The following is a 25,282-nucleotide window of genomic DNA, read 5'->3' on the forward strand; positions in this document are numbered from 1 at the left end:
TGACGGCACTTGGAGGAGAGGCGGAGGCGCCTAGCCCATGCACGCGAAAGATGATCGCGTACGGGGTTGTCGTTAGGCGTTAAACCAGCCCAGCTTGATCACGAATAACACCGACAACACCACCAGGGCCGGGTTGAGGTCGCGCCAGCGTCCGGCCAGGAGTTTGACCACTGTCCAGCTGATGAAGCCGAAGGCGATGCCGTTGGCGATCGAGAAGGTCAGTGGCATGGCCAGTGCGGCGACCACCACCGGCGCGGCGACGGTCAGGTCGTTCCAGTCTATCTGGGCCAGGCTGCTCATCATCAATACCGCGACGAACAGCAGCGCCGGGGCGGTGGCAAAGGCTGGAATGGCCGCCGCCAGCGGGGCGAAGAACAGGCTGAGAAGAAACAGCAGGGCGACCACGCAGGCGGTCAGGCCGGTGCGTCCGCCGGCGCTGATGCCGGCGGCGGATTCGATGTAACTGGTGGTGGTCGAGCTGCCCAGCACGGCGCCGGCCATGGTTGCGCTGCTGTCGGCCAGCAGGGCGCGGCCGAGCTTGGGCATCTTGCCATCTTGGTCCAGCAGGTCGGCCTTTTGCGCCACGCCGATCAGGGTGCCGGAGGTGTCGAACAGGTCAACGAAGAGGAAGGCGAAGATCACGCTGAGCAGGCCGATATCCAGGGCGCCGGCGATGTCCAGCTGGAGCAGGGTCGGCAGCAACGAGGGCGGCATCGATACCACGCCGTCGATGCTCGACAGGCCGAGGGCCACCGACAGGCCGGTGACCAGCAGAATGCCGATCATCACCGCGCCGGTGACTTGGCGGTAGGCCAGGGCGGCGATCACGAAGAAGCCCAGGCAGGCCAGCAGTACGCTGCCCTGGCTCACGTCGCCGAGGCCGACCAGGGTGGCCGGATTGTCCACCACGATGCCGGCATTCTTCAGTGCGATGATCGCCAGGAACAGGCCGATGCCGGCGGCTATCCCGGCGCGCAGGGCCATGGGGATGCTGTTGATGATCCACTCGCGGATCTTGAAGATCGACAGCAGGAAGAAAATCACCCCGGAGAGAAACACCGCGCCCAGCGCCACCTGCCAGGTGTGGCCCATGGTCAGCACCACGGTGTAGGTGAAGAAGGCATTCAGCCCCATGCCCGGCGCCAGGGCGATCGGGTAGTTGGCTACCAGGCCCATGATCGCCGAGCCGATGGCCGCGGCCAGGCAGGTGGCGACGAACACTGCGCCCTTGTCCATGCCGGTTTCGGCCAGGATGTTGGGGTTGACGAAGAGGATGTAGGCCATGGTCAGGAAGGTGGTGAGGCCGGCCAGGAACTCGGTGCGTACCGTGGTGTGATGCGCATTGAGGTGGAAGATTCGTTCCAGCATGCAGGGCTCCCTATGGCGTGAGCGGTAGTGTTGATCGCGGACGCTTGGAGGCAGCCGCAGCAGGCGAGAGAATCTTCGTCACGCCTTCGATGTGCAGACCCCAAGCAAAGCACATAGGCATGATTTTGCTGGCGATCTGGAAAAAGGCGCGCATCATAACAGCTCGTCCGCACGCGGTGCAGGCATGACCCTGCGGACGCTTTTCGTTGGTTTTTCGAGGAGGCAAACATGACTTCACGTGCCCTTGTCACCATTGCCGATGGCGTCGAAGACATCGAATGCGTGACCTTGATCGACGTGCTGCGCCGCGCGGAAGTCGAGGTGGTGGTCGCCAGCATCGAAGGCCGGCGCATGATCACCTGCGCCCGCGGCACCCGCTTGACCGCCGATACCATGCTGGTCGACGTCCTGGCCCAGGAATTCGACCTGATCGTGCTGCCGGGCGGTATGCCCGGTGCCCAGCGCCTGGCCGAGCATGAGCCGCTGGCCGAACGGGTGCGCCAGCAGGCCAAGGCCGGCAAGCTGTTCGCCGCGATCTGCGCGGCGCCGGCGGTGGCCCTGCAGGCGTTCGGCGTGCTGCAGCAGCGGCGCATGACCTGCTACCCGAGCTTCAGCGAGCGCCTCAGCGGTTGCACCTTCGTCGACCAGCCGGTGGTGGTCGACGGCAACTGCATCACCAGCCAGGGACCGGGCACCGCGCTCGAATTCGCCCTGACCCTGGTCGAGCAACTGCGCGGCAGGGGCACGCGCAGGCAGGTGGCCGAGGCGATGCTGGTGCCTGAGCACTGGTGAAAAAACGCTCGCCTGCAAACGCCCGTTGCGACCTTGCTCTACCTGAGAAGCAGGGGCATGTTGCCAACTGCGTGCGCCATTAACCGCGCGCGTGTGCATGTCCTGGCGATTGATCGGTATCGCCCCCTGCTCGCGATGGCCAGCGTCCCGATGGGACGCAGAGCCGTGGCGAGCGCTGCTGGTAAGCAGGCATTTGTCACGCCGCGAAAGACTCCCTGCATGATCCGGGCGATGCCAGGCCTGGGGCGACAGGACTGTTGACTAGCACTCGGCAAGCGAGCGACGACTCGCCTGTTGTTCAAGTAGGGTGCTGAGCTGACTGTCGCGGCGGGCGACGAACTGCCGCAGGCGCTGCCCATAGTCTGCTGGCGCCGCACCACGTACCGAGGGCCGCTGGGCCAGGGCCTGGCGCCAGCGTTCGACCTTGTCCAGGTCGGCGAAGGTGGCGAAGTCGGCGATGCGCTCGAACACCTGCCAATAGCGGAATACCGGGGCGAAGGCCGCATCCACCAGGGAGAAGGCCGCCCCGGCGAACCAGGGGCCGTCTTCCAGTTCGTCCTCCAGTTGCTCGAAGCGCCGCCTCAGCGCCAGGTGCCGGGCTTGCAGCTGCGCCGCGTCGGCGGCGTTGTAGAAGCGCGCGATGTCGTTCAGCACGGCCGAGGCGAACTCTATCCAGGCGCGGTGCCGGGCGCGCTCGAAGGCGTCTGCTGGATGCAGGCGCGGCGCCAGGGTTTCGTCGAGGTACTCAACGATCACCGTCGACTCGAACAGCACGCCGCGCTCGCTGCGCAGCAGCGGGACCTTGCCCAGCGGCGACAGGGCGATGAACCAGGCCGATTTGGCGGCGAGGTCGATGTCGCGGCGGCTGAACTCCACCCGCTTTTCCGCGAGGACGATGGCCGCGCGCTGCACGTAGGGGCACAGCGGGTGGCTGATCAGCTCGAACGAAGTGTTCATGCGTGGACTCCTTCGGTTTTCAGGGCCAGTGGGCCGTCGCCGAGCAGGACGTGGACTATGGACATGGCGGCGAGGAACAGCGGGTACTCCCAACCGCCGTTGGGGTTGGAAAACACCCAGCCGTTGCCGGCATGGATCAGCAATGCGCCGAGCAGGATCGGCAGCAGCGCCAGGGATACCCAGCGGCCGTGCCAGCCGAGCAGGATCAGCAGGCCACCGAGGGTTTCGGCGATGATCAGCGGCAGGGCCATGGCCGCTGGCAGGCCGGTTGCAGTCAGCCAGCTGGCGAGGCCGGCGACGCCGAAGGTGAGCAGTTTGAGGACCAGGCCGTGGCTGATCCACATGGCGGCCAGGGCGATGCGCAGTAACAGGCTCGCGCTGCTCGGGTAGTGGGCGATGCGGGACATGTCGAATTCTCCAGTGGGGCTAAGGTGCCGGAGAACTCAGCCTATGCTTTGCAAAATAGCGGATAAACTCTCAATATTTGCAAAAAGCCTATGCGGAAATGCATCGATGGATTGGAGCGACCTGCAATACTTCCTCGCCGTCGCCCAGTGCGGCTCGATCAGCCAGGCCGCGCGCAGCCTTCGGGTCAACCACAGCACCGTGCTGCGTCGGTTGCAGCGCCTGGAGGAGCAGCTCGGGGTGGCGCTGTTCCAGCGCCTTCCCGGCGGCTATGCCTTGACCACGGCGGGCGAGGCCCTGGCCGGGCAACTGGACGGAGTTGCCGAGCAGATCGAGCGGGCCGAGCGCCAGTTGCTCGGCCAGGACCTGCAGATTCGCGGCAGCATCCGCCTGACCTCCACTGACACCCTGTTCGCCAGCCTGCTGACCCCGCTGTTGGCAGGATTCCGTCAGCAGCACCCGGGCCTGTCCCTGCAACTGGTGATCAACAACAGCTTTCTCAGCCTGACCCAGCGCGAGGCCGATATGGCCGTGCGCGGCACCAATCGGCCGCCGGAGAACCTGGTGGGGCGTTGCGTCGGCCGGATTCAGACCGCGCTCTATGCCTCGTCCGCCTATCTGGCCAGTCGGCCGGCGACCCTGGCACTGAGCGAACACCTGTGGGTCGGCCCCGATGACAGCCTGGCCCATCTGGAACAGGCCACCTGGCTGGCCGCGCGAGTGCCGGCCGAACAGGTGGTGGCGCGCAGCGACAGCCTGGTGGGGATGGTCGAGTGTGTGCGCCAGGGCATGGGCCTCGGCCTGCTGCTCTGTCCGCTGGCCGAGGCGCGGGGCGATCTGCTGCGCCTGGCCGACGCCGATCCGGCCCTGGATACCCAGGTCTGGCTGCTGACTCACCCGGACCTGCGCAAGGTGGCGCGCATTCGTGCCCTGAGCGACTTCCTCTACCAGCAGCTGAGCGCCGATCCGCGCCTGCTGCACTGAGAGGCGGTGAAAAAACTCCCGCCTCCACGCGCTCATTTAGCTCACTAGCCCCCCCTGTTTTTCACGTGGCGCGCCTTGCCGCGAACGCCTGGAGACAGCCTCGCTACGGCGCTCGATCTGTTTACCGCCTTGGCGCAGAGGCTCAGGCGGTAGTGCTTTGCTCGTGCTGCGGGCTCAGGTGATCGCGCTTGGCCAACTCCGGGAACAGCTTGATCCAGGCGCCGCTGACCAGCAGGGCGCCGACGCCGCCGATCAGCACAGCCGGCACGGTGCCGAACCAGGCGGCGCTGACCCCGGCGCGAAACTCGCCGAGCTGGTTGGAGGCGCCGATGAACAGGCCGTTCACCGCGCCGACCCGGCCGCGCATCTCGTCCGGCGTCTGCAACTGCACGAAGGCGCCGCGGATGACCATGCTGACCATGTCCGCCGCGCCCAGCAGCACCAGGGTGGCCAGGCTGAACCACAGCGAAGTGGACAGGCCGAAGCCGATGGTCGCCACGCCGAAGATCGCCACCGAGCTGAAGATCACCGGGCCGACCCGGCGCTCGATGGGGAAGTACGCCAGCCACAGCGACATCAGCAACGCGCCCAGCGCCGGCGCCGAACGCAGCAGGCCCAGGCCCCAGGGGCCGGTGAGCAGGATGTCCTTGGCGAACACCGGCAGCAGCGCGGTGGCGCCGCCGAGCAGCACCGCGAACATGTCCATGGAGATCGCGCCGAACACTGCGGGACGGCTGCGGATAAAGCGAAAGCCGGCCAGCAGCGACGCCAGCGAAGCCTTCTGTTTCAGCGGCAACTGGCGCGCCGGCAGGCTCAGCATCAGGCCCAGGGCGCCGATGTACAAAAGCGCCGCGGGGCCATAGACCCAGCCGGCATCCAGCGCCAAGAGCAGGCCGCCGAGCGCCGGCGCGACTATGGTCGCGGTCTGCATTGCCGAGGCGGAGGCGGCCACGGCCGCGGGGAACAGCCCCGGCGGCACTATGTTGGGCAGCAGCGCCTGGGTGCTGGGCATCTCGAAGGCGCGGGCGCTGCCGAGCAGAAAGGCGATGAGGAAGATCATCTCGCGGCTGAGGCTGTTTACCGTGGTGCCGATCAGCAGGGCCAAGGCGGTCAGGGCCTGGGCGCCCTGGCACAGCGCGGCGACCTTGCGCCGGTCGAAGCGATCCGCCACATGGCCGGTGAGCAGGACGAACAGGATCCGCGGGAGAAACTCGACCAGGCCGACCAGGCCCAGGTCGAGCACGTTGCCGGTCAGCGTGTACAGCTGCCAGCCGATGGCCACGGTGAGCATCTGGAAGCCGCTGGCGGTGCCGACCCGCGCCAGCCAGAAGGCGATGAAGGGACGCTGGTGACGCAGGAGCAGTTTGCCGTGGACGCTCATGGGCATTTAGATAGCTAGCTACTTAAGGTGCGCCAGCCTAGCATGACTGACGCGCTGGGCACGCGGCCTGCGCGACAAATAACCACAGCGGCAAGCCTCGGGCGAGGCGTTACTCTTTGCTCAATACTTGACTCAGATCAACATTCGCCCTGGCTTGTGCTGAGGCCGCCTGGGTCCGCTACGCGGCGACACCGCGCACGAACAAGAACAATCACCGCCGTCTGCGCCCCCCTATCGATAGGCGCGCACACACGGCTGTGCCCGAATAACCTGAGTGAGGATGCCCCATGTTCGGCATAGAGGCGCTCGACCTGGCGCGAATCCAGTTCGGTTTCACTATTTCCTTCCATATCATTTTTCCGGCCATCACCATTGGCCTGGCCAGCTACCTGGCGGTATTGGAAGGCCTGTGGCTGAAGACCCGCCAAGAGGTGTACCGCGACCTCTACCATTTCTGGGCGAAGATCTTTGCGGTCAACTTCGGCATGGGCGTGGTCTCCGGCCTGGTCATGGCCTATCAGTTCGGCACCAACTGGAGCGCCTTCTCGGATTTTGCCGGGGCGATTACCGGACCGCTGCTGACCTATGAGGTGCTCACCGCGTTCTTCCTCGAGGCGGGCTTTCTCGGCGTCATGTTGTTCGGCTGGCAGCGCGTCGGCCCGGGTCTGCACTTCTTCTCCACCCTGATGGTCGCCCTCGGCACCTTGATCTCGACCTTCTGGATCCTCGCCTCCAACAGCTGGATGCACACCCCGCAGGGCTTCGAGATCATCGACGGGCGGGTGATTCCGGTGGATTGGTTCGCCGTGGTGTTCAACCCGTCCTTCCCCTACCGTCTGGCCCATATGGCCACGGCGGCGTTCCTCGCCACGGCGTTTTTCGTCGGCGCTTCGGCGGCCTGGCACCTGCTGCGCGGCCGGGATAATCCGGCGATCCGCAAGATGTTGTCGATGGCCATGTGGATGGCCCTGCTGGTGGCGCCGATCCAGGCGATGATCGGTGACTTTCACGGCCTCAACACCCTCAAGTACCAGCCGGCGAAGATCGCCGCGATCGAGGGCCACTGGGAAAACCACGGTGACGAGCCGACCCCGCTGATCCTGTTCGGCTGGCCGGACATGGACGCTGAAGAAACCCGCTTCAAGCTGGAAATTCCGGCGCTCGGCAGCCTGATCCTGACCCACAGCCTGGACCAGCAGGTGCCGGCACTGAAGGAGTTCGCCAAGGAAGATCGGCCCAACTCGACCGTGGTGTTCTGGAGCTTCCGCATCATGGTCGGGCTCGGCATGCTGATGATCCTCACCGGCCTCTGGAGCCTGTGGCTGCGCGCCCGTAACCACCTGTTCCAGTCGCGCACGTTCCTCCATCTGGTGGTGTGGATGGGGCCTTCGGGCATCATCGCCATACTCGCCGGCTGGTACACCACCGAGATTGGCCGTCAGCCGTGGGTCATCCAGGGACTTATGCGCACCGCCGATGCTTCCTCGGGGCATGGCTTCGCGCAGATGAGCCTGACCCTGACGCTGTTCGTGGTGGTGTATTTCGCCCTGTTCGGCGCCGGGCTCAGTTACATGATGCGCCTGGTGCGCAAGGGGCCGGTCACCGACGAAGGCAGGCAAGCCATCGAAGGCGGGCCTGGGCAGCAACGCACACCGTCACGGCCGTTGTCCGCTGCGGATGAGGGGCTGGATGACAACGACACCCTGGGTGGAAGGAGTTGAATATGGGCATCGATCTTTCGCTGATCTGGGCCGTGATCATCGCCTTCGGCGTGATGATGTATGTGGTCATGGACGGTTTCGACCTTGGCCTGGGCATCCTCTTTCCCTTCGTCAAAAGCGAAGGCGAGCGCGACGTGATGATGAATACCGTGGCGCCGGTCTGGGACGGCAACGAAACCTGGCTGGTGCTCGGCGGCGCGGCGCTGTTCGGCGCCTTCCCGCTGGCCTATGCAGTGGTCTTGAGCGCGCTCTACCTGCCCCTGGTGTTCATGTTGCTGGGGCTGATTTTCCGCGGTGTGGCCTTCGAGTTTCGCTTCAAGGCCAAGGCGCACAAGCGCCATCTGTGGGACAAGGCCTTCATCGGCGGCTCGCTGACCGCGACCTTCTTCCAGGGCGTGGCCCTGGGCGCTTATATCGACGGCTTCGCGGTGGTGGACAGGGTTTACGTCGGCGGGGCGCTCGATTGGCTGACGCCCTTCTCGCTGTTCTGCGGGCTGGCGCTGATCGCCGCCTACGCCTTGCTCGGCTGCACCTGGCTGATCATGAAGACCGAAGGCCGCCTGCAGCGGCAGATGCATGACCTGGCGCGGCCGCTGGTGTTCGTGGTGCTGGCGGTGACCGGCATCGTCAGCCTGTGGACGCCGCTGGCGCATGCCGAGATCGCCGCGCGCTGGTTCAGCTTGCCGAATCTGTTCTGGTTCATCCCGGTGCCCTTGCTGGTGCTGCTGTGCACCTGGGCCCTGCTGCGGGCGGTGGCCAGCAACGCCCACTATTCGCCATTCCTGCTGACCCTGGCGCTGATCTTCCTCGGCTACAGCGGCCTGGGCATCAGCCTGTGGCCGAACATCATCCCGCCGTCGATCAGCATCTGGCAGGCCGCCGCGCCGCCGCAGAGTCAGGGCTTCATCCTGGTCGGCGCGCTGTTCATCATCCCCTTCATCCTGATGTACACCGCCTGGAGCTACTACGTGTTCCGCGGCAAGGTACGCGAGGAAGATGGCTATCACTGAGGGGCCGGCGATGCCGAATGTGCAGGAGAAGAAACCGTTCTGGCAGCGTCTCGGCTGGTTGCTGCTGATCTGGTCGGCCAGCGTGCTGGCCCTGGGCGCAGTGGCTGGGCTGTTGCGCCTGTTCATGACGGCGGCGGGGCTGGGTACGCCCTGATCGGCTGCCGCTGTATGAGGTTTTCGTCGGGTGGTTAGGCGCGTGGCTGGATTGTCCTGCGTTGCGCCGGTATTTGCTGCGCCGTAACCCACCATGGCGGCGACTCGGGTTTGTGTCTGGTGGTTACGCGGCACCCGAATAGCGCTGCTGCTTGTGCATAAGGCGTTCCGTGCCGCTAACCCACCCGGTTTGCCAGTGTGCCGCGTTTATTTGATCGCTTTCAGCACCACAAACTTCGGCGTGGCCGCCACCTGCTCGACGCCGCGGAACAGCCGCTTGAGCTTGGCGTGGTAGCCCAGGTGACGGTTGCCGACTATCCACAGCTCGCCGCCAGTGACCAGCGCGGCGCGGGCCTGCTGGAACATGCGCCAGGCGAGGAAGTCGCCGACCACCTGTTGCTGGTGGAACGGCGGGTTGCACAGCACCAGATCCAGCGAGTCCGCCGGTTGCTCGGCCAAGCCGTCGCCGGCACGGATCTGCACCGGGCGCTCGCCCAGGGCTGCACGCCAGTTCTCCAGCGCCGATTGCACCGCCATATAGGATTCGTCGACCAGGGTCACTTCTGCTTGTGGGCTGCCCAGCGCATAGGCGATGCCCAGCACGCCATTGCCACAGCCGAGATCCGCTACGCGCATGCGGCTGAGGTGTCTGGGCAGATGGGGCAGGAGGGCGCGGGTGCCGATGTCGAGGTCTTCGCGGCAAAACACATTGGCGTGGTTGAGCAATTCGATGGCCGGCTGGTCCAGGCGATAGCGGCTCGGGTAAGGCGACACCGGCACCGGTTTGTCGGTCGGTGTGGCTAACAGCAGGCGGGCTTTCTTCACCGCCAGCGAGGCCTGTACCGGACCAATATAACGCTCCAGCAGATCGCCGGCCGCGCGCGGCAGGTGCTTGACCATGGCGGCAGCGATCACCTGGGCGCCCGGCGCCAGTTGGCCGTGCAGGCGGATCAGTTGTTCTTCCAGCAGCGCCAGGGTCTTGGGGATGCGGATCACGACCCGGTCGAACGGGCCCTGGGCCGTTGCGCTGGCTGGTACGAAACGGACCGCGTCAGCCGGCAACTGATTGCGCGCCAGGTTGGCTTGTAGACCCAGGTAGCCGAGGTGCGAGTCGCCGCTGCTGGTGACCTGGGCCTGGCCGGCCAGACTGCTCGCCAGGGCGCCGAAGCTGTCGTTGAGCAGCAGCACGCGTGCATCCGCGGGCAAGCCCTGCTCATGCAGATGGTTGAGCAGGTACTCGTCGGCGGCATCGAAGGCCTGCAGGGGTTCGGCCTGCTGTTCGGGCTGGCGGATCAGGTCGAGCTGGGCAAAAGGCGTAATGAATATAGGCATATAGACTGCTGGTGTTTGTTATGGGCGCTTTGCGCGACACTGTGACAGGCCGTTGAAAAACTACTGCGCTCGGCGATGCCGCGTTGAAGTTAGCCGCGGCAAGCGGCTTGCTGCTAACGCACTTCAGTGCGGCCCCGAAGGGGCGAGCGAAGCGAGTACTGCTCATGTACAGCTCGTACACTCCGCGTCCTCGGCTAACTTCGCCTTAACTAGGCGTCCTCGCCTAGCCTTCGCGCGCTACGTTTTTAACGGCCTGCCAGATCTTCGGCAGAGCAGAGGGAGTGAAGTATGACCGCCAGTGAAGACAAGTTCACCCGGCAGATCTTGAGTGACGTGCATGTGTGGTCGCCGAGCCTGTTCAGCCTGCGTTGTTCGCGCGACGCCGGGTATCGTTTCCGCGCCGGGCAGTTCGCCCGCCTGGGCGTGCAGAAGGTCGACGGCACTGTGGTCTGGCGTGCCTATTCGATGGTGTCGGCGCCGCATGACGAGTTTCTCGAATTCTTCTCCATCGTCGTGCCCGGCGGCGAGTTCACCTCCGAGTTGAGCCGGCTCAAGGCCGGCGACAGCTTGCTGGTGGACAAGCAGGCCTTCGGTTTTCTGACCCTGGACCGCTTCATCGATGGCCGTGATCTCTGGCTGCTGGCCAGCGGCACCGGCCTGGCGCCCTTTCTGTCGATCCTCCAGGACTTCGAAGTCTGGCAGCGGTTCGAGCGCATCGTCTTGGTCTACAGTGCGCGTACCGCCGGCGAACTGGCCTATCAGCCGCTGATTCACGGGCTCAAGGAATTGGCGCACCTGGCCGAGTCCGCCGACAAGCTGACCTACCTGCCGCTGGTGACCCGCGAACAGGCGCCGGGCTGTCTGCACGGACGCATCACCACGCTGCTGTCCAGCGGTGAACTGGAGCACGCCGCCGACCTGAGCCTGAGCCCCGCGCACTCGCGATTGATGCTCTGTGGCAACCCGCAGATGATCGACGACACGCGCAAGCTCCTGAAACAGCGCGACTTGCAGCTGAGCCTGAACCGTCGGCCGGGCCAGGTGGCGGTCGAGAATTACTGGTGATCGCGGCCCCGGCGGTGTTCCGTCCGCAGCGCAGCGACAGCCCGCCGGATTCTGTGTCGCACCGATAAACCATGGCGTACTGCCTGCGGCGAGTACGCCCTACGGATCGCGGATTGCTCGAGTTAGTAGGGCGGCTTCGGCGCGAAGCGACAACCCGCCAGCTTTTGTGCCATCGTTTTGCTTGCCGATTACTTCAACTCCGGCGCTCCACTCTATTCCTTGCTTTGCTGGGCCTTGAGCAGGTCGCGAATCTCGGTCAGCAAGGTTTCTTCCGGGCTCGGCGTCGGCGGCAGGCTCGGGGCGACGGCTTCCTCGCGCTTAAGCTGGTTGATCACCTTGACGGCCATGAAGATGGCGAAGGCCACGATCACAAAATCCAGCAGGGTCTGGATAAACTTGCCATAGCTGATGATCACCGCCGGCAAGTCGCCTTCGGCGGCCTTGAGGGTAACTGCCAGGTCGGAGAAGTCGATGCCGCCAATCAACATGCCGATAGGCGGCATGATCACGTCGCCGACGAAGGAGGAGACGATCTTGCCGAAGGCCACGCCGATGATGATGCCCACGGCCATGTCGATCACGTTGCCCTTGACGGCGAAGGCCTTGAATTCGCTGACGATGCTCATGTGTCACTCCCTGATTTAGATGGTTTGCAGAGTGTAATGCAGTACGCCGCACTTGCCAGGCGCGCGCGCAGAGGTTGTAAAAACTCAGTAGGGAAAGCGTATGTCGGGCAGCGCCTCGAAACCCGGCTTGGCGAACAGGTAACCCTGAAACAGTTGCACCCCCATGTCGCGCAGCGCATCGAGCTCGCCCGTGGTTTCAATGCCTTCGGCGATCACGCGGATATTCAGCTTGCGGCACATCTGCAGGGTTGCCTCGACCAGGATCTGCCGCACGCTGTCCTGATCGATGCCGCGGATCAGGGCCATGTCCAGTTTGATCAGGTCTGGCTGGAAGTCGGCCAGCAGATTGAGGCCGGCATAGCCCGCACCGAAATCGTCGATGGCCGTCATGAAACCCTGCTTGCGGTAGGCCCTGAGGATGTTGGTGAGGTGATCGATATCCAGCACCTGCTCCTGCTCGGTGACCTCGAAGATGATCCGCTCGAGCGGAAAATTGTAGCGCCGAGCCGCCTCCAGGGTAGCGCGGATACAGGTTTCCGCGCGGTACACGGCGTTTGGCATAAAGTTGATTGAAACCATGGCCGGCACCCTCAGCTTTGCCGCCCACTCCACCGCCTTGATCCGGCAACTCTGGTCGAAGGCATAGCGGTTGTCGGCATTGACTCGAGCCAGCAGGCTGCCGGCCGACTCCCCCGTTGCGCCGCGCACCAGGGCCTCGTGGGCAAATATCTCTTGTTTGGCCAAGTCGAGGATCGGTTGGAAGGCCATGGTAATGGGGAATTCCAGTTCTTCCCCGTCTCGGCAAGCGGAGCAGCCTGAGGACGTGTTCATGCGAGTTATCTCGTGTGGGGCTGGCAGCCAGGCTAAGCAAAAATGCCGCGCGTGTGTTGCTCGTTTGCCAGTGGTCTAGGATGTCGGTGTGAAGCATCGGGCTGAACTAGTCTGATATATACATTCGGAGGATGTCGCCATGCCATTGCAATATCATCCACTCAGCCGCGAGTTTCCACAGTTTGAAAGCCAAATGCGCTCTTTGCTACAGGTTGACGGCCATTTCGCCCGCCTGGTCGAGGAATACGATCAGTTGGATAAACGCATCTACGAGGTGCTGGGTGGCCGGGTGGCGATGGACGAGTTGCAACTGCAGGGCCTGAAAATGCAGAGGGTTGCCCTCAAGGACGAAATCGAAGCCTTGCTGCGGACCGGTGCGCCGGGTTGATCCGGGTCAAGGGGTGAGCCGGAGCGGGGGGATATGCTGAGCTCAGTCTTTCCTTGGAGTATCAGCATGCATATCGACCATCACCCCCTGGTTCATGATTTCCCCGAGCAGCGTGCCGAATTGCATGATCTGCGTCAGGCCGACCCGGACTTCGCGCGCCTGGCCGATGAATACGAGTCGCTGGATAAGCGTATTTGCCGCATCGAAGAGGGTATCGAACTGCTGGCCGATGACGCCCTGGCCCTGTTGAAGCGCGAGCGGGTTGACCTCAAGGATCAGGTGGCCACGCGCCTCGCACCTCCTGCCGCCCAGTGCTGCGGTTGCTGCAAGGGCTGATCCCGCTCTCGATAGACGGCCGGGAAAGGCTATGATGCGGGCTTTTGTTTAGGGAGTCCGCCCCATGGCCAAGGCCAAGCGCATGTACGGCTGCACCGAGTGTGGCGCCACCTTTCCCAAGTGGGCCGGGCAATGCGGCGAATGCGGCACCTGGAACACCCTGACCGAAACCATGATCGAAGCCCATGCGGTTGCGCCCAGCGGCCGCAGCGGCTGGACCGGTCAGCAGACGCAGCTGAAAACCCTGGCGGAAGTCAGCGTCGAGGAAATGCCGCGCTTTTCCACCGCCTCCGGCGAGCTGGATCGGGTGCTCGGCGGTGGCCTGGTGGATGGCTCGGTGGTGCTGATCGGCGGCGATCCGGGAATCGGCAAGTCGACCATCCTGCTGCAGACCCTGTGCAACATCGCCACACGCTTTCCCGCGCTCTATGTCACCGGCGAGGAATCCCAGCAGCAGGTGGCCATGCGCGCCCGCCGTCTGGGCTTGCCGGAAGACAAGCTCAAGGTGATGACCGAGACCTGCATCGAGAGCATCATCGCCACCGCGCGCCTGGAAAAGCCCAAGGTCATGGTGATCGACTCGATCCAGACCATCTTCACCGAGCAATTGCAGTCGGCTCCCGGCGGCGTGTCGCAGGTGCGCGAGAGTGCGGCCTTGCTGGTGCGTTACGCCAAGCAAAGTGGCACGGCGATCTTTCTGGTCGGCCACGTGACCAAGGATGGTGCGCTGGCCGGGCCGCGGGTGCTCGAACACATGGTCGATACCGTGCTGTATTTCGAGGGCGAGTCCGACGGCCGCCTGCGCCTGCTGCGGGCGGTGAAGAACCGCTTCGGCGCGATCAACGAGCTGGGCGTGTTCGGCATGACCGACAAGGGCCTCAAGGAAGTCACCAACCCCTCGGCGATCTTCCTCACCCGTGCCCAGGAAGAAGTGCCGGGCAGCGTGGTGATGGCCACCTGGGAGGGCACCCGGCCGATGCTGGTGGAGGTGCAGGCACTGGTCGACAGCAGCCACATGGCCAACCCGCGGCGCGTCACCCTGGGCCTGGACCAGAACCGCCTGGCCATGCTGCTGGCCGTACTGCATCGCCACGGCGGCATTCCCACCCATGATCAGGACGTGTTCCTCAACGTGGTCGGTGGGGTCAAGGTGCTGGAAACCGCGTCCGACCTGGCGCTGATGGCGGCGGTGATCTCCAGCCTGCGCAACAGGCCATTGGCCCATGACTTGCTAGTGTTTGGTGAGGTTGGCCTGTCCGGTGAGGTGCGCCCGGTGCCGAGCGGTCAGGAACGACTGAAGGAGGCCGCCAAGCACGGTTTCAAGCGCGCCATCGTGCCCAAGGGCAATGCCCCCAAGGAAGCGCCGGCAGGCTTGCAGGTGATCGCGGTCACCCGCCTGGAACAGGCGCTCGATGCGTTATTCGACTGACACCATAGGTGCTGAAAGGAGAGTCACGAATACCGTTCCATGGCGTTTTCGCCGATCGGTAGGGTGGCGCGGGGCAACGCTTGGCGGATTGTCGCTGCGCTCCAAGCAGAACCCTGCTCGGGCCATTCTTCAGAACAGGCGATCTGAGGCAGTCGTGGCAGGCGAGCGTTGTTACAGGTTCTCAGTCCCCTTCGCCCAGCGCCGCCAGTTCGCGCTCCAGCAGGGTTTCATCGCCCAGGTTGAGTTCCACCAGGCGCCGCAGGTGGCTGATCGAGTCGAGGTCGATATGCCGGCAGATGAAGCCGAGCAGCTCGCCATGGGTGCGGGTCAGGACCACTTCCATTTGCACGCGGGCGTCATCGGCGAGCTGGATGCTGGCGATGAAGGGGTGATTGGGGTCGCCATTCCACTGTTGCGGACGTTTGATCAGCAGCCCCTTGAGCGAGACGTCATGCAGTTCGACAACCCAGTGCCGCTCCCCCTGGACCAGCTCGGTGGGGGCGTCGAAGGCGATGCGCTGAAAGCGTCTACGCTCGTTGCTCGTGTCGCTCATGCAAATAATCTCCTGCGCGGTTTTGACCACTATAGCCAAGGCCGGTGCGGCTGGCTTGGCTTTATGCGGCGCATCCGGGGGCTCAAGGCCCAATACCTGCCGCTGGCCGAGCGGCGCTTGTGGGCAGACCAGTAAAAAGCCCGCCAAGGGGCGGGCTTCTGCGTACTGCGGGTGAGATTAGTTGCCGTAGACCGGGAAGCTGGCGCAGAGCGCTTTGACTTGCTCGCGGATGCGCGCTTCGACCGCCTCGTCGCCCAGGTTGGCGAGGATCTCGCAGATCCAGCCGGCCAGCTGACGGCACTGGTCTTCCTTGAAACCGCGGGTGGTCACGGCCGGGGTGCCGATGCGCAGGCCCGAGGTGACGAAGGGCGAGCGCGGGTCGTTAGGTACGCTGTTCTTGTTCACGGTGATGAAGGCGCGACCCAGGGCGGCGTCGGCGTCCTTACCGGTGATGTCCTGCTTGATCAGGCTGAGCAGGAACAGGTGGTTCTCGGTGCCGCCGGAAACCACATCATAGCCGTTGTCGATAAACACGCCGGCCATGGTCTGGGCGTTCTTCACCACTTGCTGCTGGTAGGCCTTGAACTCGGGTTGCAGGGCTTCCTTGAAGCAGACTGCCTTGGCCGCGATCACGTGCTCCAGCGGGCCGCCCTGGCCACCGGGGAATACGGCGGAGTTGAACTTCTTCTCCAGCGCTTCGTTGGCGCGCGCCAGAATCAGGCCGCCGCGTGGGCCGCGCAGGGTCTTGTGGGTGGTGGTGGTGACCACGTCGGCGAACGGCACCGGGTTCGGGTACACGCCAGCGGCAACCAGGCCGGCAACGTGGGCCATGTCGACGAACAGGTAAGCGCCAACCTTGTCGGCGATGGCGCGGAAGCGCGGGAAGTCCAGGACCTGGGAGTAGGCGCTGAAGCCGGCGATGATCATCTTCGGCTTGTGTTCGACAGCCAGACGCTCGACTTCGTCGTAGTCGATCAGGCCGGCATCAGTAATGCCGTACTGCACGGCGTTGTACATCTTGCCGGAGAAGCTGACGCTGGCGCCGTGGGTCAGGTGGCCGCCGTGGGCCAGGCTCATGCCCAGCACAGTGTCGCCCGGGTTGAGCAGGGCCATGTACACGGCGGCGTTGGCCTGACTGCCGGAGTGTGGCTGGACGTTGGCATAGTCGGCGCCGAACAGTTCTTTGGCGCGGTCGATGGCCAGTTGCTCGACCACGTCGACGAACTCGCAGCCGCCGTAGTAACGCTTGCCCGGATACCCTTCGGCGTACTTGTTGGTCAGCACGCTGCCTTGAGCTTCCATCACCGCCGGGCTGGTGTAGTTTTCCGAGGCGATCAGCTCGATATGATGTTCCTGACGCTGGGCTTCTTGCTCCATCGCGGCAAACAATTCGGTGTCATAACGGGCGATAGTCAAATCACGGCTGAACATGGCATTCCCCTGAGAAAAATCAGCTGGGCGGTAGAAAGAGGGAGCGAATTCTACCCCATCTCGGTTAACCGGGGGTATGCGGCGCAGTCATGTGGCGGATAAGTGGGCTTCATGCGCAAGGCAGCCTCAAGCCGCAAGCTTGCAGTTTCGTCGCCCAGATAAGCGTCAGCGCAATCCGGGCGCTTTTGTCGCTCGCCCGGCATCCCCGGGTTGCACCCGGGCTACGGGACTGATTCGCTTGCAGCGTTAGCTGAGCATAAACAGCGCGGCGCCACTGAACTGGGCGGCGAACTGGTGGGCGGGCATGGGGCGGCCGAGCAGGTAGCCCTGTACTTCGTCGCAATCGTGTGTGCGCAGGAAATCGAGTTGCGCCTGGGTCTCCACGCCCTCGGCGATGACGGAGAGGTTCAGGCTATGGGCCATGGCGATAATGGCGCGGGCGATTTGCGTGTCCTGTTCGCCATGCGGCAGGCCGTCGACGAAGCTGCGGTCGATCTTCAGCACGTCGATGGGGAACTGCTTGAGGTAGTTGAGTGACGAGTAGCCGGTACCGAAGTCGTCGATGGCGATGCACACGCCAAGTCTTTTCAGGTCGTTGAGGGTGCGCAGGGCGCTCGCCACGTCCTGCATCAGGATGCTTTCGGTCAGTTCCAGCTCCACGCAGGCTGGTGCCACGCCGCTGTCCTCGAGAATCGCGGCGATGCGCAGATCCAGTGCGCCCTCGGAGAACTGCCGGGCCGACAGGTTGATCGAGATCTTCGGCACGCGGATCTTCGCCGCATGCCAGCTCTTCAGCTGGCGGCAGGATTCGGCCAGGACCCAGTCGCCGACCTGCACCACCAGGCCGAGCTCTTCCAGAACCGGGATGAAATCATCGGGTGGCACCAGGCCACGTACTGGGTGTTGCCAGCGCAACAGGGCTTCGACCCCGGTCAGGCGCTGGCCGTTGCCGGAAAACTGCGGCTGGTAGTAAAGAACGAACTCCTGCTGTTCGAGCGCATGGCGCAGGTCGCTCTCCAGCTCCAGGCGTTCCAGGGCACTGGCGTTCATTTCCGCCTGATAGAACTGGAAGTTGTTCTTGCCGTGTTCCTTGGCGTGGTACATCGCCGTGTCGGCGTTCTTCATCAGCTGGCTCAGCTCGTTGCCGTCCTGCGGACTGAGGGCGATGCCGATACTGGCGGTAACGAAGAATTCGCGGCCTTCGAGAATGAAGGGCTGGGCCAGGCTGGCGAGTATCTGCTCGGCGACATGGATTGCCCGGTTCAGTGCGACTTCGCGAGTGGCGCACGACTGCAGCAACAGGGTGAATTCGTCGCCGCCCATGCGCGCCACGGTGTCGTCGCTGTCGACGCAAGCCTCCAGGCGCCCCGCCACGTCCTTGAGCATGCGGTCGCCAGCGGCGTGGCCGAGGGAGTCGTTGATCGGCTTGAAACGATCGAGGTCGAGGAACATCAGTACCACCCATTCCTGATGCCGTTCGCCGTGTTGCAGAGCGGTGTGCAGGCGGTCCTGGAACAGCGTGCGGTTGGGCAGCAGGGTCAGGGCGTCGTAGTAGGCCAGGCGATGGATGCGCTGTTCGCTGGCCTTGCGTTCGCTGATGTCGCTGAAGAAGCACACGTAGCTGACCAGGTCGCCTTCGTCGTCGTGTACGGCGGTGATCCCGACCCAGGCCGGGAAACTTTCGCCTTCGCGGCGCTTGAGCCAGATTTCACCTTCCCAGCTGCCGCGCTGATTGAGCTGGTTGAGGACGTAATTCAGGTGGCTGGCCTGCTGGCGGTCGGCGGTGAGCATGCCCGGCAACTGGTCGAGAACCTGGGCCGAGGAGTAACCGCTGACCCGACTGAAGGCCTTGTTGACCTGGACGATGTAGCCGGCCGGGTCGGTGACCAGGATCGCCGCGTTGGAATGCTCGAATACCGTGGCGGCCATGCGCAGGTCTTTTTCCGAGCGGCGCTGCTGGCTGATGTCGCGGCCGACACCGAGCAGGCCTTCGAAATGGCTGTTCTCGTCCCACATCGGCACCAGACGCAGCTCGACTGGAACTTTCCGCCCATCGGCGCGCAGGCAGTCGAAGAGGAACAGTTGCGGCTGGAATTCCTCGCGCAATTCGAGCATGCGCAGGGGGCTGCCAAGCGCTGTGCGTATCCGCTCGAGCAAAATCGACAGGCCGTCCAGTTGCTGTGGGTTGGCCGCCAGGCTGTCGAAGCTGTTGGCCAGAATCCATTCCGGTCGATGGCCGAGGACCGGTTCCACCGAGGGGCTGACGTAGTTGAGGCGCAGGTTGCTGTCGGTGGAAAAGATCACATCGCTGGTGCTTTCGGCCAGCAGTCGGTAGCGCTGCTCGCTGTTGCGCAGCGATTCGCTGCTTTCGATCTGCTCGGTGATGTCCTTGGCTACCCCGATCAAGCGACTGACGCGGCCTTGGGGGTCGCGGGCCAGGGCCTGTTCGCGGATGCTGAACCAGCGCCAGGCGCCGTTGCGATGGCGCCAGCGCAGTTGGGATTCGAGCAGCACGCCGTCGCCGACAACTTGCTGCAGGTTGCGGATGCGCCAGTAGTAGTCGCTGTCGTCGGGGTGCAGGAGGTGCTCCCAGAAGTGCTCGCCCAGGGCTTTCAGCTCAAGCGTGCTGTAACCCAGCTGCATACCCAGGTGATGGTTGCTGAACAGCACGCGCTTGTTCGGCACGTCGTGGACATAGAGGGTGTCCGGTACCGCGCGTACCACATCCGCCCAGAAGCGCTCGCGCTCGATCAATGACAGCTCGGTGCGCTTGCGACCGCTGATGTCGCTGATGCTTAGGGTTACCGCATTCAGTTCATGCGCGCTTTCCGGCAGGCGCAGTACCAGCCACAGGTGGCGTTCGTGGCCTTGCGGGGTGCTGATCTGGCTTTCCAGTTCGAGCTGGCCGGCGCCCTCGAGCAGGGCGCAGAGCAGCTGCACGCGAAAGCCCTCGGGGCGTAGCGGGCCGCTGTCGATCAGGTGTTGCCAGGCTTGCTCGGTGGAGTCGACGCCGAGCAGGCGCAGGGCCACCTGATTGGTCTCGGTGAAACGCAGCAAGTGCAGCAGTTCACCATGCCGTTGCGGATGGGCGCGCAGCCACTGCCGCAGGCTCGCGCCGTCATGTATCTGTTGCCGTTGCAGGTACTCCGGCAGCGCGGCCAGATCCAGTACGCAGAGCGCCGTGCCGGTGCCTTCGAAGATGTCCTGGTAGCGCCGACGGCTTTCCTGCGAGAGGCGGGTGGCATGCTGCTGTTCGGTGACGTCGCGCAGCACCCAGACGAAGCCCAGGCGTCTGACCGGCTCACCGAGCTCGCTGCGGCTGATCGCGAACAGACAAGCCACGCCATCCTGCTGGATTTCCACCAGGTTGGCGCCAGGGTCGCCAGGCAAGACGCCGTCCTCCTCCAGCAGCCGCGGATCGAGGCGTGGCAGCAGTTGCAGCAGGTGCCAGTCGTGTGCGTTTTTGCTGCGCAAGCCGAACAGTTCCTCGGCCTGGGGGTTGAGGTAACTCAGTTGACCATTGCTGTCGGTGACCAGTACGCGTTCCTCGATGGCCCCCAGCGCACCGGCGGCCTGACGTAGCGAGCGACGCGCGGCGGCGTTGAGCTCAAGCAGGCCGCGCTGTTCGCGCAGCAGGCGGTAGAGGGCGAGCAGGGTGAGCACGGAACAGAGGATGAACAGCAGGAATTTGCTGGTCAGTGCGGGTAACAGTTGAGCGCGCGCACTGCGCTCGTCGAACAGGGCGCGCAGTTGCCAGTCGCTGCCCTTGAGCGGCGTCAGGAGGATGCTCTGTTGCACGTCGGTCGCGCTTATCGGCGCAACGCTCGTGCTGTCGGCGGCAGGGTCGCCCTGCTGGCTGGCAATCGCGCGTTGTGCCTGGTGGTCTTCCAGCTGCCAGCGATAGTGGCTTTGGTGGTGTCGATATAACCAGTTGCGCACCGTTTCGGTGTTCAGGCGCACGACCCAGTAACCGCTCGGGTCGCCTCCCTCGTCCTGCCGCAGCAGCAGGTAGATCAGCCCGCCATCGCGAGTGTTCAACGCATAGTGATAAGCCGAGCCTTTGCTGCGCTGGATCAGGTCAGCCAGGTACTGCTGGTCATCCGCCAGGGCTTGAGTGTCTGCCAGGATATTGCCGCGCTGGCCGAGCCAGGCCAGGCTGTGCAAGCTGCTAAAGACCCCTTGCAGGCTGCGCAGCAGAGTCTCGTCGATCGTGTCCGGGCTTGGCGCCGCGGTGTGTAGTTGCAGCGCCGCCATGCCGGCCTGCGCCTTCAGCTCCATGTTCAGGCTGAGCTGATTGGCCAGCTGGGCGTTGAACTCATGACTGAGTTGGCGCTGGTCGTCGAGCAAATGCCGCGACTCCAGCTGCAGTTGCCACAGCAACAATGCCAGCATGCCCAGCACCAGCGCGACCAGGATGCCCTTGACGGAGCTGCGCCAGGGTGGCGTCAGCGGCTCGCCCGGTGGGTGCGGTAACAGTGGTGATGTGTGACTTGGCACTTGATGACGATCCTGCCATTACGGCTCGATTAAAGCAGGGCGTGCCCTTGTCTTTTCCTGGATTTGCCTTCCTGCAAGGCAGACGGGCGCGCGGGCGCGGCGCTAGCATGCCATAACCGTTGCGAAGTGCCAGTGCCGCTGACCAGCGTCGTTTGCCCTGCACGGCGCATTCCGGTAGCTTTGTCGCATGCGCGCGGGAGCTGTAATGGGCGTTTTCGACAAGCCCGCTGGTAGGTGGAACCGGGTGTTCTGTCAGGTGCCATCAGCCATGGTCTTGCGTTCGTCGCGCGACTCCCTGCAGCCATTTTCAGTTTTCTGTCTTAGAACCAAGGTTATTCATGGCCCAATACGTTTACACCATGCACCGGCTGAGCAAGGTAGTGCCGCCGAAGCGGGAAATCCTCAAGAACATTTCCCTGTCGTTTTTCCCTGGCGCCAAGATTGGCGTGCTCGGCCTCAATGGTTCGGGCAAATCCACCCTATTGAAAATCATGGCCGGTGTCGACAGCGAGTTCGACGGCGAGGCCCGGCCGATGCCCGAGCTGAATGTCGGTTATCTGCCGCAGGAGCCGCAACTCGATCCGAGCAAGACCGTGCGTGAAGTGGTCGAAGAGGCCGTCAGCGTGATCAAGGACGCCCAGGCGCGCCTCGATCAGGTGTATGCCGAATACGCCGAGCCGGATGCCGATTTCGACAAGCTGGCCGCCGAACAGGCCAAGCTGGAAGCCATCCTGCAAGCCAGCGACGGCCACAACCTCGAGCGCCAGCTGGAAGTCGCCGCCGACGCCCTGCGTCTGCCGGCCTGGGATGCCAAGGTTGCCGTGCTGTCCGGTGGTGAGAAGCGCCGCGTGGCGCTGTGCCGCCTGCTGCTGTCGGCGCCCGACATGCTCCTGCTCGACGAGCCGACCAACCACCTGGACGCCGATTCGGTGGCCTGGCTGGAACATTTCCTCCACGACTTCCCCGGTACCGTGGTGGCAATCACCCACGATCGCTACTTCCTGGATAACGTCGCCGGCTGGATTCTCGAGCTCGACCGTGGCGCTGGCATTCCCTACGAGGGCAACTACTCCGGCTGGCTGGAGGCCAAGTCGGATCGTCTGGCCCAGGAATCCAAGCAGCAGTCGGCCCACGAAAAGGCCATGAAGGAAGAGCTGGAGTGGGTGCGCAAAGGCGCCAAGGCCCGTCAGTCGAAATCCAAGGCCCGTCTGCAGCGCTTCGAGGAACTGCAGTCGCAGGAATTCCAGAAGCGCAGCGAAACCAACGAGATCTACATCCCGGCCGGTCCGCGCCTGGGTGACAAGGTCATCGACTTCGTCAACGTGAGCAAGGCATACGGCGACCGTGCGCTGATCGACAACCTGTCGTTCAGCATGCCCAAGGGCGCCATCGTCGGGGTGATCGGCGGCAACGGCGCCGGCAAGTCGACCCTGTTCCGCATGCTGATGGGCAAGGAACAGCCAGACTCCGGCAGCATCGAGATCGGTGACACCGTGCAGCTGGCCTGCGTCGACCAGAGTCGCGACGACCTCGATGGCAGCAAGTCGGTGTTCGAGATGATTTCCAATGGTTCCGACCAGATTCGCATCGGCAACTACGAGATTCCGTCGCGTACCTACGTCGGTCGCTTCAACTTCAAGGGCGGCGACCAGCAGAAGTTCGTCAAGGACCTCTCCGGTGGTGAGCGTGGCCGTCTGCACCTGGCCCTGACCCTGAAGGAGGGCGCCAACGTCCTGCTGCTCGACGAACCGTCCAACGACCTCGACGTGGAAACCCTGCGTTCGCTGGAGGAAGCGCTGCTCGACTTCCCCGGCGCGGCCATCGTCATCTCTCACGATCGCTGGTTCCTCGACCGTGTGGCGACGCACATCCTGGCGTACGAGGACGACTCGCACATCGAGTTCTTCGAGGGCAACTACACCGAGTACGAGGCCGACCGCAAGAAACGCCTCGGCGACGCCGCCTCCCAGCCGCACCGGGTGCGGCACAAGAAACTGGCGTAAGCCGCCGCTGCAAACAGAAACGGAGCCCTCGGGCTCCGTTTTTTTATGGGGCCTGCAGGCCTTAGCCCTTGACGCAGACCACTTGGCGCAGGGTATGCACCACTTCGACCAGATCGCTCTGGGCCTGCATCACCGCGTCGATGTCCTTGTACGCCAGGGGGATTTCGTCGATCACCGCCTTGTCCTTGCGGCATTCGACGTGGGCCGTGGTGCGCCGCTGGTCCTCGACGGTAAACAGCTTCTTGGCCTGGCTGCGGCTCATCACCCGTCCGGCGCCGTGACTGCAGGAATTGAACGCCTGCGGATTGCCCAGGCCGCGGACGATAAAACTCTTGGCCCCCATGGAACCGGGGATGATGCCCAGTTCGCCCTTGCGCGCCGACAAGGCGCCCTTGCGGGTGATCAGCACATCCTGGCCGAAGTGGTGCTCGCGCTGCACGTAGTTGTGGTGGCAGTTCACTGCCTCCAGGTTGACCTTGAAGGGCTTGCCGATCACCTGGCGCGCCGCGGCGATCACCGCCTCCATCATCAGCGCACGATTGTGCCGGGCGAAGTCCTGGGCCCAGCCGACCGCCTCCACGTAGTCGGCGAAGTGCTGGCTGCCTTCCTCAAGGTAGGCGAGGTCCTTGTTCGGCAGGTTGCCGAGCTGCTGGCGCATGTCGGCCTGGGCCAGTTCGATGAACAGCGTGCCGATGGCATTGCCGACCCCGCGCGAACCACTGTGCAGCATGAACCAGACCCGGTCCTGCTCGTCCAGGCACACCTCGATGAAGTGGTTGCCGCCGCCCAGGGTGCCCAGGTGAACGCGGTTATTGGTCTTCTCCAGACGCGGGTATTTGTCGGTGATGGCTCTGAAACGTCCGGCCAGCGTTGCCCAGGCCCGCTCGGCGGCCTCCGGCACCCATTGCCAGGCGCCCTGGTCATGCTTGCCGAAGGTCTTGCCATGCGGCACGGCCTGCTCGATGGCGCTACGCAGGCGATGCAGGCTGTCCGGCAGGTCGCTGGCCTGCAGCGAAGTGCGCGCGGCGATCATGCCGCAGCCGATATCCACGCCCACGGCGGCCGGGATGATGGCGCCGATGGTGGGGATCACGCTGCCGATGGTCGAGCCCTTGCCCAGGTGCACGTCCGGCATTACCGCCAGGTGCTTGAAGATGAACGGCAGGGTTGCCGTTTCCAGCAGTTGCTGGCGGGCTTGCGCCTCGAGCGGTACGCCCTGGGTCCAGAGTTTGACCGGCTTGCCATTGGCGGTCTGGAGAATCTGCGGTGAGCTGTGCTTCATCGGGTTTGCCAGCCTTGCCCAGTGTTCGGGCGCTACCGATTCAGCATGCACTCATTCGCCGCCCCGGCCAACAGCTGGAAACAGCTGTGGCCAGCCAGGCGCAGGCTCCTGGCACAAGTTTTCATCGGCGGTTATGCAGACTGTGTGGCAGCGTCCACACTGAATAGACCGTTGAACACCTTTCGGGCCGGCCAGTTGCGTTGCAACGCCTTGCCTTGTGGCCTGCGGGGCGTTGCCGTGACCGCGCGTTGTCTCGTTGTTGACCACCAAGGAGTATGTCTATGTCTGCTTTCGATCCCCAGGCGGCGCTCGATGCCCTGTTCGCCGAGTACAGTGCGCGGGCCAATGCGATTCGACGGGACTTGGCCCGCAGCCACTCGCCGGATTTTGCCGAACAGGCCCTGCAGCGACAGAACGATGAGGTGCTCGAAGCCCTGCAGGCCGAAGCCGAGAAGGGCATGCGTCAGGTGGGCATGGCCAAGCTGAGGCTGGCCGAAGGCACCTATGGCGACTGCCTGCGCTGCGGCAAGCCGATCGAGGTCGCGCGTTTGCAGGTGTTGCCGGCTGCCGAGTATTGCCTGGCCTGTGCCGATCACGTAACTGCCGGCTAGCAGTGCTGCCTGGGCTCCTTTCCAGTTGCTCTGGCAGCGGCCGGCAGCGCTTGATCGCGATGCCACGGGCAGGGTGGGTAGGCCCGGAGGATAGCGTCTTGCTGGCGCAGGCGCATGAGCATGGCTG

Annotated in this window: 22 protein-coding genes; 11 read left to right on the forward strand and 11 right to left on the reverse strand. The window is 64.1% G+C overall.

Annotated features, from left to right (window positions below):
* Nucleotides 1-72: 72 nt before the first annotated feature.
* Entirely contained in the window at nucleotides 73-1,368 is a 1,296-nt protein-coding gene (locus PH586_RS01555) for an NCS2 family permease (protein ID WP_271346013.1), read from the reverse strand.
* 228 nt (nucleotides 1,369-1,596) lie between these two features.
* Here PH586_RS01555 and PH586_RS01560 point away from each other — a divergent pair, with 228 nt between their 5' ends.
* Complete coding sequence (locus PH586_RS01560) at nucleotides 1,597-2,160, forward strand: DJ-1 family glyoxalase III (protein ID WP_271346014.1); 564 nt, start codon at nucleotides 1,597-1,599, stop codon at nucleotides 2,158-2,160.
* A gap of 261 nt (nucleotides 2,161-2,421) precedes the next feature.
* Here the strand turns inward: PH586_RS01560 and PH586_RS01565 are convergent, their stop codons facing one another.
* A complete protein-coding gene (locus PH586_RS01565) occupies nucleotides 2,422-3,117 on the reverse strand; it encodes a glutathione S-transferase family protein (protein WP_271346015.1) in 696 nt (231 codons plus the stop codon).
* Entirely contained in the window at nucleotides 3,114-3,524 is a 411-nt protein-coding gene (locus PH586_RS01570) for a DoxX family membrane protein (protein ID WP_271346016.1), read from the reverse strand. The genes PH586_RS01565 and PH586_RS01570 overlap by 4 nt, the downstream gene beginning before the upstream one ends.
* A gap of 106 nt (nucleotides 3,525-3,630) precedes the next feature.
* On the opposite strand from PH586_RS01570, the gene PH586_RS01575 reads away from it, so the two are divergent.
* Nucleotides 3,631-4,506 carry a LysR family transcriptional regulator gene (locus PH586_RS01575; protein ID WP_271346017.1) on the forward strand — a complete coding sequence of 292 codons (876 nt, stop codon included), beginning with the start codon at nucleotides 3,631-3,633 and terminating at the stop codon, nucleotides 4,504-4,506.
* 142 nt (nucleotides 4,507-4,648) lie between these two features.
* On the opposite strand, the gene PH586_RS01580 is transcribed toward PH586_RS01575, so the two are convergent.
* A complete protein-coding gene (locus PH586_RS01580) occupies nucleotides 4,649-5,887 on the reverse strand; it encodes an MFS transporter (RefSeq protein ID WP_271346444.1) in 1,239 nt (412 codons plus the stop codon).
* A 287-nt stretch (nucleotides 5,888-6,174) separates the two neighbouring features.
* Between PH586_RS01580 and PH586_RS01585 the strand changes: the two genes are divergently transcribed.
* The 3 genes from PH586_RS01585 to PH586_RS01595 are packed head-to-tail and all read left to right on the forward strand — an operon-like array spanning nucleotide 6,175 to nucleotide 8,772.
* Entirely contained in the window at nucleotides 6,175-7,608 is a 1,434-nt protein-coding gene (locus PH586_RS01585; protein WP_271346018.1) for a cytochrome ubiquinol oxidase subunit I, read from the forward strand.
* Nucleotides 7,609-7,610: 2 nt separating this feature from the next.
* Nucleotides 7,611-8,618, forward strand: a complete 1,008-nt coding sequence (cydB, locus tag PH586_RS01590) for a cytochrome d ubiquinol oxidase subunit II (protein WP_271346019.1) — start codon at nucleotides 7,611-7,613, stop codon at nucleotides 8,616-8,618.
* The gene (locus PH586_RS01595; RefSeq protein WP_408636727.1) at nucleotides 8,605-8,772 is read left to right on the forward strand and encodes a DUF2474 domain-containing protein; all 168 of its coding nucleotides are present in this window, start codon (nucleotides 8,605-8,607) and stop codon (nucleotides 8,770-8,772) included. The genes cydB and PH586_RS01595 overlap by 14 nt, the downstream gene beginning before the upstream one ends.
* 206 nt (nucleotides 8,773-8,978) lie before the next feature.
* On the opposite strand, the gene PH586_RS01600 is transcribed toward PH586_RS01595, so the two are convergent.
* Nucleotides 8,979-10,103, reverse strand: a complete 1,125-nt coding sequence (locus PH586_RS01600; protein WP_271346020.1) for a methyltransferase — start codon at nucleotides 10,101-10,103, stop codon at nucleotides 8,979-8,981.
* 288 nt (nucleotides 10,104-10,391) lie between these two features.
* Between PH586_RS01600 and PH586_RS01605 the strand changes: the two genes are divergently transcribed.
* A complete protein-coding gene (locus tag PH586_RS01605) occupies nucleotides 10,392-11,168 on the forward strand; it encodes a ferredoxin--NADP reductase (protein WP_271346021.1) in 777 nt (258 codons plus the stop codon).
* A gap of 212 nt (nucleotides 11,169-11,380) precedes the next feature.
* Here the strand turns inward: PH586_RS01605 and mscL are convergent, their stop codons facing one another.
* Nucleotides 11,381-11,794: a large-conductance mechanosensitive channel protein MscL gene (gene mscL, locus PH586_RS01610; RefSeq protein ID WP_271346022.1), complete on the reverse strand. Its 414-nt coding sequence runs from the start codon at nucleotides 11,792-11,794 to the stop codon at nucleotides 11,381-11,383.
* 84 nt (nucleotides 11,795-11,878) lie between these two features.
* Nucleotides 11,879-12,625: an EAL domain-containing protein gene (locus PH586_RS01615; protein WP_271346023.1), complete on the reverse strand. Its 747-nt coding sequence runs from the start codon at nucleotides 12,623-12,625 to the stop codon at nucleotides 11,879-11,881.
* 139 nt (nucleotides 12,626-12,764) lie between these two features.
* Here PH586_RS01615 and PH586_RS01620 point away from each other — a divergent pair, with 139 nt between their 5' ends.
* The 3 genes from PH586_RS01620 (at nucleotide 12,765) to radA (ending at nucleotide 14,778) form a co-directional block, all read left to right on the forward strand.
* Nucleotides 12,765-13,013 carry a YdcH family protein gene (locus tag PH586_RS01620; RefSeq protein WP_271346024.1) on the forward strand — a complete coding sequence of 83 codons (249 nt, stop codon included), beginning with the start codon at nucleotides 12,765-12,767 and terminating at the stop codon, nucleotides 13,011-13,013.
* A gap of 66 nt (nucleotides 13,014-13,079) precedes the next feature.
* On the forward strand, nucleotides 13,080-13,349 hold the full coding sequence (locus PH586_RS01625; protein ID WP_271346025.1) for a YdcH family protein: 270 nt from the start codon (nucleotides 13,080-13,082) through the stop codon (nucleotides 13,347-13,349).
* Between the two features lie 64 nt (nucleotides 13,350-13,413).
* Complete coding sequence (gene radA, locus PH586_RS01630) at nucleotides 13,414-14,778, forward strand: DNA repair protein RadA (protein WP_271346026.1); 1,365 nt, start codon at nucleotides 13,414-13,416, stop codon at nucleotides 14,776-14,778.
* A 181-nt stretch (nucleotides 14,779-14,959) separates the two neighbouring features.
* Here the strand turns inward: radA and PH586_RS01635 are convergent, their stop codons facing one another.
* The 3 genes from PH586_RS01635 to PH586_RS01645 form a co-directional block, all read right to left on the reverse strand.
* Complete coding sequence (locus PH586_RS01635) at nucleotides 14,960-15,331, reverse strand: PilZ domain-containing protein (RefSeq protein ID WP_271346027.1); 372 nt, start codon at nucleotides 15,329-15,331, stop codon at nucleotides 14,960-14,962.
* A gap of 177 nt (nucleotides 15,332-15,508) precedes the next feature.
* Nucleotides 15,509-16,762, reverse strand: a complete 1,254-nt coding sequence (gene glyA / locus PH586_RS01640; RefSeq protein ID WP_271346028.1) for a serine hydroxymethyltransferase — start codon at nucleotides 16,760-16,762, stop codon at nucleotides 15,509-15,511.
* A 246-nt stretch (nucleotides 16,763-17,008) separates the two neighbouring features.
* Nucleotides 17,009-21,154: an EAL domain-containing protein gene (locus PH586_RS01645; protein ID WP_271346446.1), complete on the reverse strand. Its 4,146-nt coding sequence runs from the start codon at nucleotides 21,152-21,154 to the stop codon at nucleotides 17,009-17,011.
* A 443-nt stretch (nucleotides 21,155-21,597) separates the two neighbouring features.
* Between PH586_RS01645 and ettA the strand changes: the two genes are divergently transcribed.
* On the forward strand, nucleotides 21,598-23,262 hold the full coding sequence (ettA, locus tag PH586_RS01650; protein WP_271346029.1) for an energy-dependent translational throttle protein EttA: 1,665 nt from the start codon (nucleotides 21,598-21,600) through the stop codon (nucleotides 23,260-23,262).
* Nucleotides 23,263-23,323: 61 nt separating this feature from the next.
* On the opposite strand, the gene PH586_RS01655 is transcribed toward ettA, so the two are convergent.
* A complete protein-coding gene (locus tag PH586_RS01655) occupies nucleotides 23,324-24,544 on the reverse strand; it encodes an RtcB family protein (RefSeq protein WP_271346030.1) in 1,221 nt (406 codons plus the stop codon).
* Between the two features lie 281 nt (nucleotides 24,545-24,825).
* On the opposite strand from PH586_RS01655, the gene PH586_RS01660 reads away from it, so the two are divergent.
* Nucleotides 24,826-25,155, forward strand: coding sequence for a TraR/DksA family transcriptional regulator (locus PH586_RS01660; protein WP_271346031.1), 330 nt, complete (start codon nucleotides 24,826-24,828; stop codon nucleotides 25,153-25,155).
* Nucleotides 25,156-25,282 lie beyond the last annotated feature (127 nt).

This window comes from Pseudomonas aestuarii (genome assembly GCF_027988105.1).
Classification (GTDB): domain Bacteria; phylum Pseudomonadota; class Gammaproteobacteria; order Pseudomonadales; family Pseudomonadaceae; genus Aquipseudomonas; species Aquipseudomonas aestuarii.

What these genes read in the sequence shown, in the direction of transcription:
- radA (WP_271346026.1), top strand. Translation starts at nt 13,414, where the DNA reads ATGGCCAAGGCCAAGCGCATGTACGGCTGCACCGAGTGTGGCGCCACC.
- PH586_RS01615 (WP_271346023.1), bottom strand. Translation starts at nt 12,625, where the DNA reads ATGAACACGTCCTCAGGCTGCTCCGCTTGCCGAGACGGGGAAGAACTG.
- PH586_RS01605 (WP_271346021.1), top strand. Translation starts at nt 10,392, where the DNA reads ATGACCGCCAGTGAAGACAAGTTCACCCGGCAGATCTTGAGTGACGTG.
- PH586_RS01565 (WP_271346015.1), bottom strand. Translation starts at nt 3,117, where the DNA reads ATGAACACTTCGTTCGAGCTGATCAGCCACCCGCTGTGCCCCTACGTG.
- PH586_RS01570 (WP_271346016.1), bottom strand. Translation starts at nt 3,524, where the DNA reads ATGTCCCGCATCGCCCACTACCCGAGCAGCGCGAGCCTGTTACTGCGC.
- PH586_RS01660 (WP_271346031.1), top strand. Translation starts at nt 24,826, where the DNA reads ATGTCTGCTTTCGATCCCCAGGCGGCGCTCGATGCCCTGTTCGCCGAG.
- PH586_RS01645 (WP_271346446.1), bottom strand. Translation starts at nt 21,154, where the DNA reads ATGCTGGCATTGTTGCTGTGGCAACTGCAGCTGGAGTCGCGGCATTTG.
- PH586_RS01595 (WP_408636727.1), top strand. Translation starts at nt 8,605, where the DNA reads ATGGCTATCACTGAGGGGCCGGCGATGCCGAATGTGCAGGAGAAGAAA.
- PH586_RS01585 (WP_271346018.1), top strand. Translation starts at nt 6,175, where the DNA reads ATGTTCGGCATAGAGGCGCTCGACCTGGCGCGAATCCAGTTCGGTTTC.
- PH586_RS01620 (WP_271346024.1), top strand. Translation starts at nt 12,765, where the DNA reads ATGCCATTGCAATATCATCCACTCAGCCGCGAGTTTCCACAGTTTGAA.
- ettA (WP_271346029.1), top strand. Translation starts at nt 21,598, where the DNA reads ATGGCCCAATACGTTTACACCATGCACCGGCTGAGCAAGGTAGTGCCG.
- PH586_RS01575 (WP_271346017.1), top strand. Translation starts at nt 3,631, where the DNA reads ATGGATTGGAGCGACCTGCAATACTTCCTCGCCGTCGCCCAGTGCGGC.
- PH586_RS01580 (WP_271346444.1), bottom strand. Translation starts at nt 5,887, where the DNA reads ATGAGCGTCCACGGCAAACTGCTCCTGCGTCACCAGCGTCCCTTCATC.
- PH586_RS01635 (WP_271346027.1), bottom strand. Translation starts at nt 15,331, where the DNA reads ATGAGCGACACGAGCAACGAGCGTAGACGCTTTCAGCGCATCGCCTTC.
- PH586_RS01560 (WP_271346014.1), top strand. Translation starts at nt 1,597, where the DNA reads ATGACTTCACGTGCCCTTGTCACCATTGCCGATGGCGTCGAAGACATC.
- PH586_RS01600 (WP_271346020.1), bottom strand. Translation starts at nt 10,103, where the DNA reads ATGCCTATATTCATTACGCCTTTTGCCCAGCTCGACCTGATCCGCCAG.
- mscL (WP_271346022.1), bottom strand. Translation starts at nt 11,794, where the DNA reads ATGAGCATCGTCAGCGAATTCAAGGCCTTCGCCGTCAAGGGCAACGTG.
- PH586_RS01555 (WP_271346013.1), bottom strand. Translation starts at nt 1,368, where the DNA reads ATGCTGGAACGAATCTTCCACCTCAATGCGCATCACACCACGGTACGC.
- glyA (WP_271346028.1), bottom strand. Translation starts at nt 16,762, where the DNA reads ATGTTCAGCCGTGATTTGACTATCGCCCGTTATGACACCGAATTGTTT.
- cydB (WP_271346019.1), top strand. Translation starts at nt 7,611, where the DNA reads ATGGGCATCGATCTTTCGCTGATCTGGGCCGTGATCATCGCCTTCGGC.
- PH586_RS01655 (WP_271346030.1), bottom strand. Translation starts at nt 24,544, where the DNA reads ATGAAGCACAGCTCACCGCAGATTCTCCAGACCGCCAATGGCAAGCCG.
- PH586_RS01625 (WP_271346025.1), top strand. Translation starts at nt 13,080, where the DNA reads ATGCATATCGACCATCACCCCCTGGTTCATGATTTCCCCGAGCAGCGT.